At 70.3% G+C, this 14,047-nt stretch carries 15 protein-coding genes; 4 read left to right on the forward strand and 11 right to left on the reverse strand.

Features of this window, described 5'->3' with window-relative positions:
- Positions 1 to 475 precede the first annotated feature (475 nt).
- Genes A5750_RS25920 through A5750_RS18720 form a run of 3 tightly spaced genes read left to right on the forward strand, consistent with a single transcriptional unit; the run spans position 476 to position 3,427 of the window.
- Complete coding sequence (locus A5750_RS25920; RefSeq protein WP_067264834.1) at positions 476 to 2,107, forward strand: hypothetical protein; 1,632 nt, start codon at positions 476 to 478, stop codon at positions 2,105 to 2,107.
- A 7-nt stretch (positions 2,108 to 2,114) separates the two neighbouring features.
- Entirely contained in the window at positions 2,115 to 2,768 is a 654-nt protein-coding gene (locus tag A5750_RS18715) for a glycosyltransferase family 2 protein (protein ID WP_067264839.1), read from the forward strand.
- The gene (locus tag A5750_RS18720; protein WP_067264841.1) at positions 2,765 to 3,427 is read left to right on the forward strand and encodes a DUF2064 domain-containing protein; all 663 of its coding nucleotides are present in this window, start codon (positions 2,765 to 2,767) and stop codon (positions 3,425 to 3,427) included. Before A5750_RS18715 ends, A5750_RS18720 begins: the two co-directional genes overlap by 4 nt.
- A 7-nt stretch (positions 3,428 to 3,434) precedes the next feature.
- On the opposite strand, the gene A5750_RS18725 is transcribed toward A5750_RS18720, so the two are convergent.
- The 10 genes from A5750_RS18725 to A5750_RS18770 all read right to left on the reverse strand — a co-directional run bounded on the left by A5750_RS18725 (position 3,435) and on the right by A5750_RS18770 (position 11,684).
- Complete coding sequence (locus A5750_RS18725; RefSeq protein ID WP_067264842.1) at positions 3,435 to 4,787, reverse strand: hypothetical protein; 1,353 nt, start codon at positions 4,785 to 4,787, stop codon at positions 3,435 to 3,437.
- A 6-nt stretch (positions 4,788 to 4,793) separates the two neighbouring features.
- Entirely contained in the window at positions 4,794 to 5,879 is a 1,086-nt protein-coding gene (gene menE / locus A5750_RS18730; protein WP_067264843.1) for an o-succinylbenzoate--CoA ligase, read from the reverse strand.
- A gap of 68 nt (positions 5,880 to 5,947) precedes the next feature.
- Positions 5,948 to 6,250 (reverse strand): DUF3349 domain-containing protein, encoded by a 303-nt coding sequence (locus A5750_RS18735; RefSeq protein ID WP_066956493.1) that lies wholly within the window; start codon positions 6,248 to 6,250, stop codon positions 5,948 to 5,950.
- Positions 6,251 to 6,306: 56 nt separating this feature from the next.
- Positions 6,307 to 6,606, reverse strand: coding sequence for a hypothetical protein (locus tag A5750_RS18740; RefSeq protein WP_066956495.1), 300 nt, complete (start codon positions 6,604 to 6,606; stop codon positions 6,307 to 6,309).
- Positions 6,606 to 7,841 (reverse strand): inorganic phosphate transporter, encoded by a 1,236-nt coding sequence (locus A5750_RS18745; RefSeq protein WP_066956498.1) that lies wholly within the window; start codon positions 7,839 to 7,841, stop codon positions 6,606 to 6,608. Before A5750_RS18745 ends, A5750_RS18740 begins: the two co-directional genes overlap by 1 nt.
- A 97-nt stretch (positions 7,842 to 7,938) precedes the next feature.
- The gene (locus A5750_RS18750) at positions 7,939 to 8,346 is read right to left on the reverse strand and encodes a VOC family protein (RefSeq protein ID WP_066956501.1); all 408 of its coding nucleotides are present in this window, start codon (positions 8,344 to 8,346) and stop codon (positions 7,939 to 7,941) included.
- Between the two features lie 27 nt (positions 8,347 to 8,373).
- Positions 8,374 to 9,270: an SDR family oxidoreductase gene (locus A5750_RS18755; RefSeq protein ID WP_066956504.1), complete on the reverse strand. Its 897-nt coding sequence runs from the start codon at positions 9,268 to 9,270 to the stop codon at positions 8,374 to 8,376.
- Positions 9,271 to 9,377: 107 nt separating this feature from the next.
- Positions 9,378 to 10,280: a 1,4-dihydroxy-2-naphthoyl-CoA synthase gene (locus A5750_RS18760; RefSeq protein WP_066956506.1), complete on the reverse strand. Its 903-nt coding sequence runs from the start codon at positions 10,278 to 10,280 to the stop codon at positions 9,378 to 9,380.
- Positions 10,281 to 10,293: 13 nt separating this feature from the next.
- The gene (locus tag A5750_RS18765) at positions 10,294 to 10,749 is read right to left on the reverse strand and encodes a nitroreductase family deazaflavin-dependent oxidoreductase (RefSeq protein ID WP_066956509.1); all 456 of its coding nucleotides are present in this window, start codon (positions 10,747 to 10,749) and stop codon (positions 10,294 to 10,296) included.
- An 11-nt stretch (positions 10,750 to 10,760) separates the two neighbouring features.
- A complete protein-coding gene (locus tag A5750_RS18770; protein WP_066956513.1) occupies positions 10,761 to 11,684 on the reverse strand; it encodes an aldo/keto reductase in 924 nt (307 codons plus the stop codon).
- Positions 11,685 to 11,765: 81 nt separating this feature from the next.
- Here A5750_RS18770 and A5750_RS18775 point away from each other — a divergent pair, with 81 nt between their 5' ends.
- Entirely contained in the window at positions 11,766 to 12,314 is a 549-nt protein-coding gene (locus A5750_RS18775) for a TetR/AcrR family transcriptional regulator (protein WP_066956515.1), read from the forward strand.
- 81 nt (positions 12,315 to 12,395) lie between these two features.
- Here the strand turns inward: A5750_RS18775 and fadD8 are convergent, their stop codons facing one another.
- Positions 12,396 to 13,997 (reverse strand): fatty-acid--CoA ligase FadD8, encoded by a 1,602-nt coding sequence (gene fadD8, locus A5750_RS18780; RefSeq protein ID WP_066956518.1) that lies wholly within the window; start codon positions 13,995 to 13,997, stop codon positions 12,396 to 12,398.
- Positions 13,998 to 14,047: the final 50 nt, after the last annotated feature.

The raw sequence follows: 14,047 nt of genomic DNA on the forward strand, positions 1-14,047 counted from the left end.
ACCCCACCCCCCCCCCCCCCCCCCCCCCCCGCCGGCCGGCGGCGGGGGCGCGGGGGGCCCGGGGGGGCGGGGGGGGGGGGGGCGCGGCCCGCGGGGGGGGGGGGGCCGGCGCCCGGCCGGATGATGCGAGCGGTTTGCTGCGCCTGTCCGGGATCGATGGGGCCGGTGGGCGCGTCGTCACTGCTCTGGATCACCATGCCCCCCGGAATTCAAGGACCGTCAATCGTGGCGCAGGTTCGGTTGCGCGGCGGGTGAACACCCTGCCGAGGCGGCCGGACTGCTCGCTTGCGAACATATTCTCCGTTCGGACGCCCTCGCAGATTCCCCCGCGACCGTCCTGTCGTTCGAGAAGCTGGTTACGCTGCGCTATGGGCAAACGTTGTCGCCCGAATAACGGATACTGCCAACGGTATCGCAAGTGTAATGATGCCGGGACATTGCTGGTCGTGGGGTAGCCAGCCGAAGGAGAACCGGGATGGACGTCGTGTTGGGGGTCGCGGTCACGGGCCCGGTTGCCCGCTTGGCGCTTGTCGGGCCGGGCGCGGACGTGATCGACCAATCCGTCGTCGACCTGGCGGAGAACCCGGTCGGCAAACTCACCGAGACGGTGGTGGGCACCAATCGGCTCCTGGCGGACGAGAACCACCGGCTGGTCAGCACCCGGGTGTGCTGGAGCGACGATCCGCGGGCCGGCCAGCTGCGGCAGGCACTGGAAGATTCCGGCGTTTCCAACGTCGCGTTGCTCTCCGACTCGCAGGCGGTGGCCGCGCTGATGCGCGCGGCCGGGCGCCCCGGCGCCGCCGCGCTGGTGCTGGACGACGCGACGGCGACGCTGTCCGTGCCGGGTTCTGCCGATGACCAGAACGCACCGCCGACCGTGCTGGCCAGGGAGGCGGTCGCCGGCAGCGACGCGACCGCGACGTTCAACACGATGATGGCCCAACTCGGCGCCAGGCCGGACGCCCCGGGCGACGTGTACCTGGTGGGCGCTTCGCCCGAGCTGGCTCAGGTCGCCGACCAGATCCGCGATGCGTCGACCATGCGGGTGCAGGTCGCCGACGACCCCGCCTTCGCGATCGCCCGCGGCGCGGCGATGGCCGCCGCGGCGCAGACGGCGTTGTCGGCCGGGGATGCCACCGCGATGGCGCCGGCCGTGGGACTCACCGGGGACGAGACCGCCATGGCGCCCGGGCTCACCGGGGATGAGACCGCCATGGCGCCCGGGCTCACCGGGGACGAGACGACGGTCGTGCCTCCGGCAGATGTGGAGGAACCACAGCTGGCGTACTCGATGACCGACGATGCCGAGCCGTTCGCCGGCGACGAGTACGGCCCCCAATACGACGACTTCGACGACGTCGACGAGACCACGGCCATCCCCTCCCGGCTGAGCCGCCGATCCCTGGTGGTGGGCAACGCCGTGATCGCCTTCGCGGTCATCGGTTTCGCGTCGCTGGCCGCCGCGGTGGCCATTGCGGTCCGTCCCACCGCGAGCCAACAGCCGGTGGTGGGACACCAGAACGTCGCCCCGGGCAAGTTCATGCCGTTGTTGCCGACCCAGCAGCAGGCGCCGGTGCCACCGCCCCCGGTTGATCAGCCCAACGCGGGTTTCCAGGGCGGCGTCATCCCGGATGCCAACGGTCTTATTCCGGCACAGGGCGGCGGTGGGCCGGCCGTCCCCGCCGCGCCGGTGTCGCCCGGCTTCGTACCTAACCCGAATCCCGCTGTGCCCGTTCCGGTCCCGATCATCGTTCCGGTCCCGGTGTATCCGCCGCCCCCATACACCCCGCCGACGTTCACGACGCCGACGACCACGACGACGATCACTACCACGACCACGACGCCGACGACCACGACACCGACCACGACGACGTCCACCACGACGGAGCCGTCCACCACAACGCCAACCACGACGACGCCGACGACAACGACACCGCCCGTGACCACGACCACCCCGCCGACGAGCTCTAAGGAGCCGTTCACCTCGACGCAAACGCCGACAACCGCCGCGCCGCCGCCCAGCACGCACGAAACGACGGTGGCGCCGCACACGCAGACCCCGCAAACGCTCGCCCCGCAGCAGCCACGCACCCATCGCGGGTTCTGAGGCGTCCATGCCCGACGCCGTCACGGTGGTCCTGCCCTGCCTCAACGAGGAGGAGTCGCTGCCCGCGGTGCTGGCGGCCATCCCCGCCGGATACCGGGCGCTGGTCGTCGACAACAACAGCACCGACGACACCGCCGGGGTCGCGCGGCGGCACGGTGCCGAGGTCGTGCTCGAGCCGCGGGCCGGGTACGGCTCGGCGGTGCACGCGGGCGTGGTGGCCGCGAGGACGCCGATCGTGGCGGTGATCGACGCCGACGGCTCGATGGACGCCGGGGAGCTGCCGCGGCTGGTCGCCGCGCTCGAGCAGGGTGCCGATCTGGTGATCGGACGGCGCCGGCCGGTAGCCGGGCTGCATTGGCCGTGGGTGGCCCGGGTCGGCACCGTGGTGATGAGCTGGCGGCTGCGCACCCGCCACGGATTGCCGGTGCACGACATCGCGCCGATGCGGGTGACCCGGCGTGAGGCGCTGCTGAATCTCGGTGTCGCCGACCGGCGTTCGGGTTACCCGCTGGAGCTGCTGGTCCGGGCCGCGGCCGCCGGCTGGCGCGTGGTCGAACTCGACGTCAGCTACGGGCCCCGCACCGGCGGCCAGTCGAAGGTCAGCGGTTCGCTGCGGGGGAGCATCACCGCGATCGTCGACTTCTGGAAGGTGATCTCGTGACTGTCGTGGCGGTGACGCTGCTGGTGGTCGCGAAGGCGCCCGAGCCCGGCCGGGCCAAGACCCGGCTCGCCGCGACGGTCGGGGACCTCGTCGCCGCCGAAATCGCCGCCGCCGCACTGCTGGACACGCTGGACGCGGTGGCCGCCGCGCCGGTGGCGAACCGGGTGGTGGCCATGACCGGCGACCTGAGCGCCGCAGCCGCCGCCGACGAGATCCGGCAACGGCTGGAGTCCTTCACGGTGATTCCCCAGCGCGGCAACGACTTCGCCGATCGCCTCGCCAACGCCCATGCCGACGCGGCGGACGGCTATCCGGTGGTGCAGATCGGGATGGACACCCCGCAGGTGACCGCCGACATGTTGATCGACTGCGCGCAACGCCTGCAGGAGGCGCCGGCCGTGCTCGGGCCGGCCGTCGACGGCGGCTGGTGGGTGCTCGGTTTGCGGAGCCCCGAAACGGCCGAATGCCTGCGCACCGTCCCGATGTCGCAGCCCGATACCGGACTGCTGACGTATCGGGCGTTGCACGACTTGGGAATTGAGCCCTATGCAGCGCCCCGACTGGCCGACTTCGACGTCGTCGACGACGTGGCGGCGGTGCGCGAGGCGTGCGGGCCCGCCAGTCGCTTCGCGACGGTGACCCGCGCGGCCGGCCTGTAGCCCGCGCCTACCAGTTCGTGACGATGAGGGTATTGAGCGCCAGGGCGCCGGCGATGTTGAGCGCCAGCCACACTCGGTGCGACCGGACGGGCAACAGCGCGGGTGCCGCGGTGAGCCAGATGGTGAAGGGCAGCCAGATGCGCTCGACCTCGGCCTTGCTGAGCATGCTCAGGTCCGCGCAGGCGATCGCGGCGAGCGCCGCCAGCAGCAGCAGGTGGAACCCGGAACGGCGGCGGATGGCCACCGGGTCGAACAGCCGGCTGATGCCGGCGACGCTGCCCAACCCGATCGCACACACCACCGACGCCAGGTTGGCCCAGCTCCAGTACGCAAACGGGCGGTCTTTAGCGATGCCCTGCCAATAGCGTTGCTGCACAAGGGTATAGCCTTCGAACCAGTAGAACCCCGCCACCGCGAAGGCGACCGCCACCGCCACCGCGGCCAGCGTCGCCGGGCCGAGCGCCCGCAGCACGGCGCGCCAGTCGGCGGCCGATACCAGCACCGCCAGGGCCGGGAGCCCCATCAACATCAGGCCGTAGTTACAGAACACGCCCCAGCCCAGCAGCAGGCCCGCGGCGGCGCCCACCCACGCGGGGAACCGGACCGGTCGGTGCACCGCCACGGCCAACAGCGCGATGCCCCATGCCGCGACCCCGGCGAAGTAACCGTCGGCGGAGACCGCGACCCAGATTGCGGTTGGCGCCACGGCCACGAACGGCGCGGCACGTCGCGCGGTCTGCTCGTCGGCCAGCGCGCGAACGGCGATCAGCACCGCGGCCGTCGCGCTGGAGCCGACGAGCAGGCACAGCAGCCCGGCCCACGCGCCCCCGTGCAGGCCGATCCGGTCCAGCCAGACGAAGGTCAGCAGCGCGCCGGGTGGGTGCCCGGAGACGTGGGTGGTCCAGGAGTTCGGTTGGTAGTCGACGATCCGGCCCGCGAACGTGCGCAACGTAGCCGGAATGTCGGCGATGCTTCCCACCTGGGACAGGTACTCGTCCCGGGTGGTCAGCCGGCCGGCGAAGCCGCGTTGCCACCCGTCGATCATCGCCAGCGCGAAGGCCCAGGCGCAGGCGGTGGCCCACGTGCCCAGCGTGAGGATCCGCCACGAAACGCGTTGCGCCAGAATCGGTCCCCACGCCACCGCGGCAATCGCGAGGGCGATGGCAGGCCCGGTACCCCAACTGGCGTGGATTTCCCAGGCACCGAAAATCGGCGCGGCTCCGGCGTGCGTGCCGAACCGCTCCTGCCCAACATCGGTCCGCGGCCGCACGCCCCAGTGCAGGCGCGGCAGGATGAACGCCGCCCCGACCAGCACCACCCCGACCGCGACGGCCGCTGACTCCCGACGTGCCACTCTCACGGTCGATCAGCCTATTGATCGGCCGAACCGGCGCCCCAGCGCCGCCCGGTCGACCTTGCCGATGCCGCGCCGCGGCAGCGCGTCGACCACGTGCAACTCGCGCGGGGCGGCGGTGGGGTCCAGGGCGCCCGTCACATGGGCGCGCAGCGCGTCCAGCGTCGGCGCCGAGCAACCCTCGGCCAGCACGACCGCGGCCACCACCCGCTGGCCCAGCCGGTCGTCGGCCACGCCGAAAACTGCGCAGTCCGCCACGGCGGGGTGGGTGCCCAGCGCCGCCTCGACCAGCTGCGGCAACACGGTCAAGCCGCCCGTGCTGATCGCGTCGTCGGCGCGGGCCAGCACGGTCAGCACGCCCGCCTCGTCGATAGCGCCGAGATCGTCGGTGCGGAACCAGCCCGGCTCGGCGAACAGGTCGGGGTCCACCGGATTGCGGTAGCCCTTGGCCAGGGTCGCGCCCCCGAGGGCGATGCGCCCGTCGTCCACCCGGACCAATACGCCGCGCAGCGGTACGCCGTCGTAGACGCAGCCACCGGCGGTCTCACTCATGCCGTAGGTGCGAACCGCGGTGATGCCGGCGGCCGCCGCGGCGTCGAGCACGCCCGCCGGGGCCGGTCCACCCCCGAGCAAGACGGCATCGAGTTCGGCGAGCGCGCCCGCGGCCGCCGGATCGGTCAGCGCCTTGGCCATCTGCGCAGCGACCAGCGACGTGTAGCGCCGGCCGGGTCCCAATCGCCTTATCGCGCCGGGCAATTCGGCCACATCGAAGCCCTTGGAGGGATTTGTGACGTCCAGCTCGACGGGCGCCGAGCCCGCGAGCGCGCTGCGCACCAGCACCTGCAGCCCGGCGATGTGGTACGGCGGCAACGCCAGCAGCCAGCTGCCCGGCCCGCCGAGGCGGTCGTGGGTGGCCGCGGCGCTGGCCGTCAGCGCGGCCGCGGTCAGCAGGGCGCCCTTGGGCGCACCCGTGGTTCCCGACGTCGTCACCACCAGGGCCACGTCGTCGTCGATCTCTTCCCCCACCCGCAGGGCCGCCGCCAGCGCATCCGAGCCGGGGGCCAGGGCGACCAGGGCGGAGTCGCGGCCATCCAGCACCCGTTCCAGGGCGGGCAGCAGCGACGAGACGGCGGAGCCCGGCAGGACGGTCTGGGCGCGCAGTACGGCTATGCGGGGTCCTCGACCTGGTCCGCGTCATCGAACGGCCAGCCCTGCGCACCCAGCCGGACCCGCACCCGCTCGACGTCGTCGGGGGTGGGCAGCTCGTCGGTGATCTGCGTGATCAGCACCCCGATGTCGACGTCATCGAACTCGCCGCGCCGGATCAGCTCGCAGGCCACCTCTTTGACCTCGTCGTTGGACATCCGGCGGGCCAGCAGCGCCAGCACCGGGAAGGTGTCCGTCGGCGGGACGCCTTCCGGGTATCCCGCGCGCAGCCACGAGACGATTGAATTGAGAAATCCGTTCACGCTGGTCCAACTCCCCCCGGTGTCCGGCTCGTTGACGCGGTGGGCATCGCTCGATGCTACTTGGGTTTGGCTCCAAGGAAGGCGACGCCGGTGTGATGGGCGATGAAATCCCGGGAGATGTACGCCAGAGCGAAGGCGATCGCCAGCAGGACCACCGCATAGATCGCCCATGCGAGGGCCAGCAGCAGCGGGTTTTTCTGTGCCGAGCTGCCATCGGTGCTTACCTGCCCCGCACCCACTGCGTGGAATCGGAGCCCCAGGGCGAACAACCCCGGCAACGCGGCTCCGGCCAGCATGGCGAAGAGCAGGATCTTGAGGGAGGCCTGGTAGTTGAACCAGTCGCTGAAGTGACTCATCAAGCGTTCGCCTTCATTGTGGGGTCGTCGGAGTCGTACCGGGGGGTGGCGCCCGCCATGGGGCCACCGTCGGAGGGCGGTTCGTGGCCGTCCGCGGCTTCGAGCCCGGCGGTCAGGTCGCCCTTCCATTCGGCGTTGACGTTGTTGTGGTCGACCTTGACCTTGCGCGACCGGATGTAGATGGTGGCCGAAACCGCGACCAGCAGCGCGAAGCCGACGATCGCGCCGGGGTAGCCGCCGATGTAGTGCACGATCCAGTAGGTGACCGCGCCGACCAGCCCGGCCAACGGAAGCGTCACCAGCCAGGCGACGCCCATGCGGCCGGCGACGCCCCAGCGGACCTCGCCGCCGGGCTTGCCGAGTCCGCTGCCCAGCACCGAACCGGTGCAGACCTGGGTGGTCGACAGCGCATAGCCGAAGTGGGTGGACAGCAAAATCACTGCGGCCGAGGACGACTCGGCCGCCATGCCCTGGGGCGACTGGATCTCCACCAGCCCCTTGCCCAGCGTGCGGATGATCCGCCAGCCGCCCAGGTAGGTGCCCGCCGCCATGGACAACGCGCAAGCGACGATGACCCATAGGGGCGGCATCGCGGCGTTTCTGCTGATCGAGCCGTAGGACATCAGCGCCAGGAAGATGATGCCCATCGTCTTCTGCGCGTCGCCGGTCCCGTGCGCCAGCGAAACCAGCGACGCCGAGCCCCACTGGCCGTACCGGAACCCGGCCTCGGTGCGCTTGACCGGGATGCCGCGGGTGATCCGGTACACCAGCCAGGTCGCGATCGCCCCGACGGCGATGGCCAGGATCGCGGCCACCACAGCCGGGATGAGTACGTGGGATACCAGGCCTTTCCACAGCACCCCGTGCCCGCCGACGGCGGCGATCGTGGCGCCGACGATGCCGCCGATCAAGGCGTGCGAGGAACTCGAGGGGATACCGAAGAGCCACGTCAGCAGGTTCCACACGATGCCGCCGACCAAGCCGGCGAATACCAGCTCCAGCGTCACGATGTGCCCGTCGATCAAGCCCTTGGCGATCGTGGCGGCGACGGCGGTGGACATGAACGCGCCTACCAGGTTCAGCACCGCGGACAGTGCGACCGCCGCCTTGGGCTTGAGCGCGCCGCTGGCGATGGAGGTCGCCATCGCGTTGCCGGTGTCGTGGAAGCCGTTCGTGAAATCGAAAGCCAGTGCCGTGATTACGACAATACTCAAGAGGAACAACTGGATGTTCACAGCGCCCGATTCTGGTGGTAGGGGGATTCCATTGTCGAATGCAGGAAGACCTGAATCGCGGGTGTATTGAGAGTCGTCGCCAGATGTTACCTCTCAGTTAACCGGAATTCCCCTGCGGTTTACCCCGGGTGTCGCGGCGCAGCGGGTGGTCGGGCGGGATTTGAACGAAGATCAGCGTGATCCCGTCCGGGTCCGTCACGTGCATTTCGTATAGGCCCCACGGTTCTTGGCGCGCCTCGCGCGCGATCGGCACGCCCCGGCTTTGCAGCTCGGCCTGGGTCGCTTCGATGTCGCGAACCTGAAGCCACAGCGCGCCGGGGAACGGGCCCCGGGAATGGTTCGGGGAGCCGTAGCCCGCCAGCTCCAGCAACGACTGGCCGGCGAAAAAGACTGTGCCCGCGCCGTATTCACGGGCTATCGCGAGCCCGATCTGGTCTCGGTAAAACGTCAACGACTGCTGATAGTCCGCCGGCCGGAACAGCATCCGGCTGGCCAGGATCTCCATAGCGTCGTGTCTATCACATGGGGCGGTTCAGCTGCCGTTTTCGCGGTTGGGTTGGATCCGCTGCCGCTGCATGAGCGTGTTCACCAGCCGGGGACCGAACGTGTCGATCGCCTTCGCGGCGATCGCCATCCGCGGCGCGATCCGCACCGGCCGGGTGCGGGCGGCGGTCAGCATCCATTCGGCGGCCTCTTCTGACGTGAGCGCGGGCATGCCCTCGTACGCCTTCGTCGGCGCGATCATCGGCGTGGCCACCAGCGGGTAGTACAGCGTCGTCGAATGCACACCCTTGCGCCCCCACTCGGTCTCCACGACGCGGCTTACCGCCGACAGCGCCGCCTTCGATGCGTTGTAGACCGCGAACAGCGGCGACGCCTCCGACAGCACCCCCCATGTTGAGACGTTGATGATGTGGCCGTCGCCGCGTTCGAGCATGCCGGGCGCCAGCCCGCGGATCAGCCGCAGCGGCGAGTAGTAGTTGAGCGCGATCGTCCGCTCGACGTCGTGCCAGCGCTCCAGCGACTCCGCCAGCGGCCGGCGGATGGACCGGCCGGCGTTGTTGATCAGGATGTCGACCCCGCCGAGCCGCTTCTCGACGTCGGCGACCAACGCGTCGACGGCGTCCATGTCGGAGACGTCGCACGGCAGGGACAGCGCGGTGCCGCCCGCCGTGGTGATCCGTTCCGCGAGCGCGTCGAGCAGTTCCTGTCGACGGGCGACGACGGCCACCGTCGCGCCCTGGCGGGCCAGCAGTTCGGCCGCGGCCTCGCCGATGCCCGACGACGCGCCGGTCAGCAGGATGCGCTTGCCGTTGAGGTCGACCGGCTTGATGGCGGGCCGGTTGATCAGCACCTGCGGGGCCATCGGGGGGCGCATGGTGGCCAGGACCAGCTGATCGGTGATCCGGCGCAGGGGACTCTTGCTCACGTGGGGAGTCTAGGGGCGCGCCCCGTGCCGCCGAACGTCACGCTAGCGTGACGTGGGCCGCCGAGCGTCACGCCAGCGTGACGTGGGCCGCCGAGCGTCGGACCCGGCTAGAAGTAGCGCGGGAACCGGCTCCAGTCCGGCGGTCGCTTCTCCAGGAAGGCGTCGCGGCCCTCGACGGCCTCGTCGGTCATGTAGGCCAGCCGGGTGGCCTCTCCCGCGAACAGCTGCTGGCCCACCAGTCCGTCGTCGAGCAGGTTGAAGGCGAACTTGAGCATCCGTTGCGCCTGAGGCGATTTGGCGTTGATCTCGGCGGCCCACTCGATTGCCGCCTTCTCCAGGTCGGCGTGGTCGATGACCGCGTTGACCGCGCCCATGTGGTGCATCTGCTCGGCGGTGTACGCGCGGCCGAGGAAGAAGATCTCGCGGGCGAACTTCTGGCCCACCTGACGCGCCAGATATGCACTGCCATAGCCGCCGTCGAAGCTGCCGACGTCGGCGTCGGTCTGCTTGAAGCGGGCGTGCTCGCGGCTGGCCAGGGTGAGATCGCAGACCACGTGCAGGCTGTGCCCGCCGCCGGCCGCCCAGCCGTTGACCAGGCAGATGACCACCTTGGGCATGAATCGGATCAGCCGCTGCACCTCGAGGATGTGCAGCCTGCCGGCGCGGGCGGGGTCGACGGTCTCGGCGGTGTCGCCGCTCGCGTACTGGTAACCGCTGCGCCCCCGGATCCGCTGATCGCCGCCGGAGCAGAACGCCCAGCCGCCGTCTTTGGGCGACGGACCGTTGCCGGTCAGCAGCACCACGCCCACGTCGGGGGACATCCGCGCGTGGTCGAGCACCCGGTAGAGCTCGTCGACGGTGTGCGGCCGAAAGGCGTTGCGCACCTCGGGCCGGTCGAACGCCACCCGCACGGTCGCGTCGGTGACGTGGCGGTGGTAGGTGATGTCGGTCAGGTCGTCGAACCCGGCCACGGGCCGCCAGGCCTGGGCGTCAAAGGGATTGTCAGTCAAGGGTTTCGAACTCCTATACCGGGTCCAGGCGGAACACTGCGCAGCGGCCGGCGAGGGCTTCGAACTCGTCGGGGCGCCCTTCGGTGACGAGCCCCGCCCGCTTCATGAAGCCGACGCCCGTCGGCACCTCGGTGGGGAAGAGTCGCAGGATCGGCCGCGCGTCGTCGGCGGACAGCTCGGCCATCCGTACCCTCTGGGCGTGACGGCCGCGCGCGATCGTGGCCTCACCGGCGGCCCGAACGTTGGCCACCCAGTCGGCGCCCGGGAACCCGGCGACGACGTACTGCCGGCCGTCGACGGTCATGGGGGTCACCGGGGTTGAGCGGTCCGCGCCGGACTTGCGGCCGGTCACCGTCAGCACCACTGGGCTCTCGCCGCCGAAACTCATTCCCAGCCGCGACATCTGGATGAAGACCTTGTTGGCCGGCTTCAACCACCACGGCGGCTTGATCGGTTTGCCGCTTCCCATAGGCAGCGACGTTACCTCTCAAAGGGCTCCGCGCCATGGGGCTGGGGTTCGGTTGTACCAACGGCGTCCAGCGTTTCCAGTGCTTCGGCATCGAGGGCGACGTCGGCCGCGGCAAGGTTTTCCTCGAGGTGCCCGACGGATCGCGTGCCCGGGATCAGCAATGTGTTCGGCGCGTGCGCCAGCAGCCACGCCAAGCCGACCTGGGCGCCCGTGACGCCGAGCGCACCGGCGATCTCGGCCACCGCAGGATGGTCGGCGACCTTCGGGAAGCCCGGAAACGACGAGCCCAGCGGGAAGTAAGGCACCCAGGCGACGCCCTCGGCCGCGCACAGGTCCAGCGTGGCTTCCTGTGAGCGGTCGAGCAGGCTGTAGGCGTTCTGCACGCAGGCAATCCCCGCGGGCAACGCCCGCCGCACCACCTCGAGCGGCACGGCGCTGATGCCGATCGCGCCGATCTTGCCCTCGTCGCGCAGCGCGATCATCTCGGCGAGCTGGTCGTCGACGTCGACGACCTGGTCGCCCTCGGCGGCCACGCCGGGCCCCAGGTCCATGCGCCGCAGGTTGACCACCGGAACGCAGTCCAGACCGAGCTGGCGCAGGTCGTCCTCGACCGCGGCGCGCAGCTGCTCGGGCTTTTGTGCGGCGGCCAGGGGGATCGGTTGTTCGCCGGTGAAGCGCGCACCGACCTTGCTGACGATGACGAGGTCGTCCGGGTAGGGGGCCAGCGCCGCCCGGATCCGGCGGTTCACTTCGCCGGGGCCGTAGAACGACGCGGTGTCGATGTGGTTGACGCCGAGGTCGACCGCGCGGCGCAGCACCGCGGCCGCATCCTCGGCAGACGGGGCCTCGAACAGCTGCATCGCGCCGTAGCCGATGCGGGCGACTGCCGACGCGCCAATGTTGCCCCGCCCGCCGGGTTGTGGTTTGTCCGTCATGGTGCTCCCTCGTGCCACACTGGAGAAATGCGGAGGGTCCTCCGCTTGTTCGAGCCTAGCAGAAACGGAGGAACCTCCGCTTTGGTCGAGATCCGATCGGACGCGCGCCGTAATCGTGAGCGGCTGCTCGAGGTGGCGACGGCGGCGTTCACCGCCGGCCAAGGGCGATCCGTGTCGCTCGAGGCCATCGCGCGCGAGGCCGGCGTCGGGATCGGCACGCTCTACCGCCACTTTCCGAATCGGGAGGCGCTCGTCGAGGCGGTCTATCGCGCCGAGCTCGCCGAAGTGGCCGCAACGGCCGACCGGCTACTCAAGCGGCATCCGCCCAAGGCCGCGCTGCGCCGCTGGATGGACCGCTACGCGTCATTCGTGGCCGCCAAGCGTGGCATGGCCGAGTCGCTGCAGGCGATCTTCGCCTCCGGCGCCATGCAGGCCGGCCAGACTCGTGACAGCATCGTCGGCGCCGTCGACCTGCTGTTGCGTGCGGGCGTCGAGGACGGCAGCCTGCGCCCCGACGTGCAGGCCGACGATGTGGTGTCCAGCCTGATTGGCATCTTCCTGGCCAGCGGCTCGCCCGAGCAGACGGGCCGCATGCTCGACCTGCTGGCGGCCGGCATCGCGACAAGCTAGCCGGATTTTTGCGCCCAACGTCACGCTGGAGTGACGGCGCCCGGTGAGCGCCACGCTGGCGTGACGCTCGGCGACACAAACTCAGCCGACGGCGCGGCCGGCGCCCTCCCAGAACTGGGCGCGCACGGCCTTCTTGTCCGGCTTGCCCAGCGCGGTCACCGGCACCGACTCGACGACGATCACCTGCTTGGGCGACTGCACCGACCCCTTGCGCTCCTTGACGGCGGACTGGATCTCGACGGTCACCCGCGCCACCGACTCCTCGTCGGAGGGATGGTCGGGTCGCAGCACGATCACCGCGGTGACGGCTTCGCCCCACTTCTCGTCCGGCGTGCCGATTACGCACACCTGCGCGACCGCCGGGTGCTCGGCGACGACGTCCTCCACTTCCCGGGGGAACACGTTGAATCCGCCGGTGACGATCATGTCCTTGACCCGGTCCACGATGAACCAGAAGCCGTCCTCGTCCTCGCGGGCCATGTCACCGGTGTGCAGCCAGCCGTCCTTGAACGTCTTGGCCGTCTCCTCCGGCAGGTTCCAGTACCCGCCGCTCAGCAGTGGCCCGGACACGCAGATCTCACCGACCTCGCCCTGCGGCACCGGGTTGCCGTCGGCGTCCAGCAGTGCGGTGCGGGCGAACAGCGTGGGCCGCCCGCAGGAGGTGAGCCGCTTTTCGTCGTGGTCCTTCTTGGCCAGGTAGGAGATGACCATCGGCGCTTCGGATTGCCCGTAGTACTGGGCGAAGATCGGCCCGAAGCGGCGGATGGCCTCGGCCAGCCGCACCGGGTTCATCGCCGAGGCGCCGTAATAGACCGTCTCCAGCGACGACAGGTCGCGGGTGTGCGAATCCGGGTGGTCCATCAGCGCGTAGATCATCGACGGCACCAGCATGGTCGCGGTGATCTTCTGCTCCTCGATCACCCGCAGCACCTCGGCCGGATCGAACTTGGTCAGCACGACCAGCTCGCCGCCCTTGATGATCGTCGGCACGAAGAACGCCGCACCGGCATGCGACAGCGGCGTGCACATCAGGAAGCGCGGGTTCTCCGGCCACTCCCACTCCGCGAGCTGAATCGTGGTCATCGTGGTGATCGACTGCGCGGTGCCCAGCACACCCTTGGGCTTGCCGGTGGTGCCACCGGTGTATGCCATTCCGCCGATGTGATCGGGCGGAAGGTCGGCCGCCACCAACGGCTGCGGCGGATACTTCGCGGCCTCGGCCACCAGGTCCACCGCGGAATCGGCCAGCGCTTCGGGGACCGGGCCGATGGTCAGCACCTGCTTGAGGCCGGGCACCTTCTCCAGCAGGCCCAGCGCCCGCTCGACGAACATCGGGTTGGGATCGATGATCAGCGACGTCACGCCGGCGTCGCCCAGCACGTAGGCGTGGTCGTCCAGGGAACCCAGCGGGTGCAGGGCCACGCGCCGGTAGCCCTGGGTCTGGCCGGCGCCGATGATCATCAGCACCTCGGGCCGGTTCAGCGACAGCAGCCCGACGGTCGCGCCGGTGCCCGCACCGAGCGCCTCGAAAGCCTGGATGTATTGGCTGATGCGCTCGGCGAGCTGTCCACCGGTCAGCGTGGTGTCGCCGAGATGCAACACCGGCTTGTTCTTGTTGCGCTTGAGCGCACCGACTGTCAGGTGTCCGGAATGAATGGGATGGCGCAGCAGATCGTCACTCATGGGGCAAGACTAGAACGTGTTGCAATTCCGGTCAGCCACCCCCTCGGAGC

This window comes from Mycobacterium sp. 852002-51613_SCH5001154 (assembly GCF_001667425.1).
GTDB lineage: Bacteria > Actinomycetota > Actinomycetes > Mycobacteriales > Mycobacteriaceae > Mycobacterium.

Excerpts from the sequence above, each read along its gene's own strand:
- A5750_RS25920 (WP_067264834.1), top strand. The coding sequence starts at position 476 with ATGGACGTCGTGTTGGGGGTCGCGGTCACGGGCCCGGTTGCCCGCTTG.
- A5750_RS18715 (WP_067264839.1), top strand. The coding sequence starts at position 2,115 with ATGCCCGACGCCGTCACGGTGGTCCTGCCCTGCCTCAACGAGGAGGAG.
- A5750_RS18740 (WP_066956495.1), bottom strand. The coding sequence starts at position 6,606 with ATGAGTCACTTCAGCGACTGGTTCAACTACCAGGCCTCCCTCAAGATC.
- A5750_RS18750 (WP_066956501.1), bottom strand. The coding sequence starts at position 8,346 with ATGGAGATCCTGGCCAGCCGGATGCTGTTCCGGCCGGCGGACTATCAG.
- A5750_RS18765 (WP_066956509.1), bottom strand. The coding sequence starts at position 10,749 with ATGGGAAGCGGCAAACCGATCAAGCCGCCGTGGTGGTTGAAGCCGGCC.
- A5750_RS18770 (WP_066956513.1), bottom strand. The coding sequence starts at position 11,684 with ATGACGGACAAACCACAACCCGGCGGGCGGGGCAACATTGGCGCGTCG.
- fadD8 (WP_066956518.1), bottom strand. The coding sequence starts at position 13,997 with ATGAGTGACGATCTGCTGCGCCATCCCATTCATTCCGGACACCTGACA.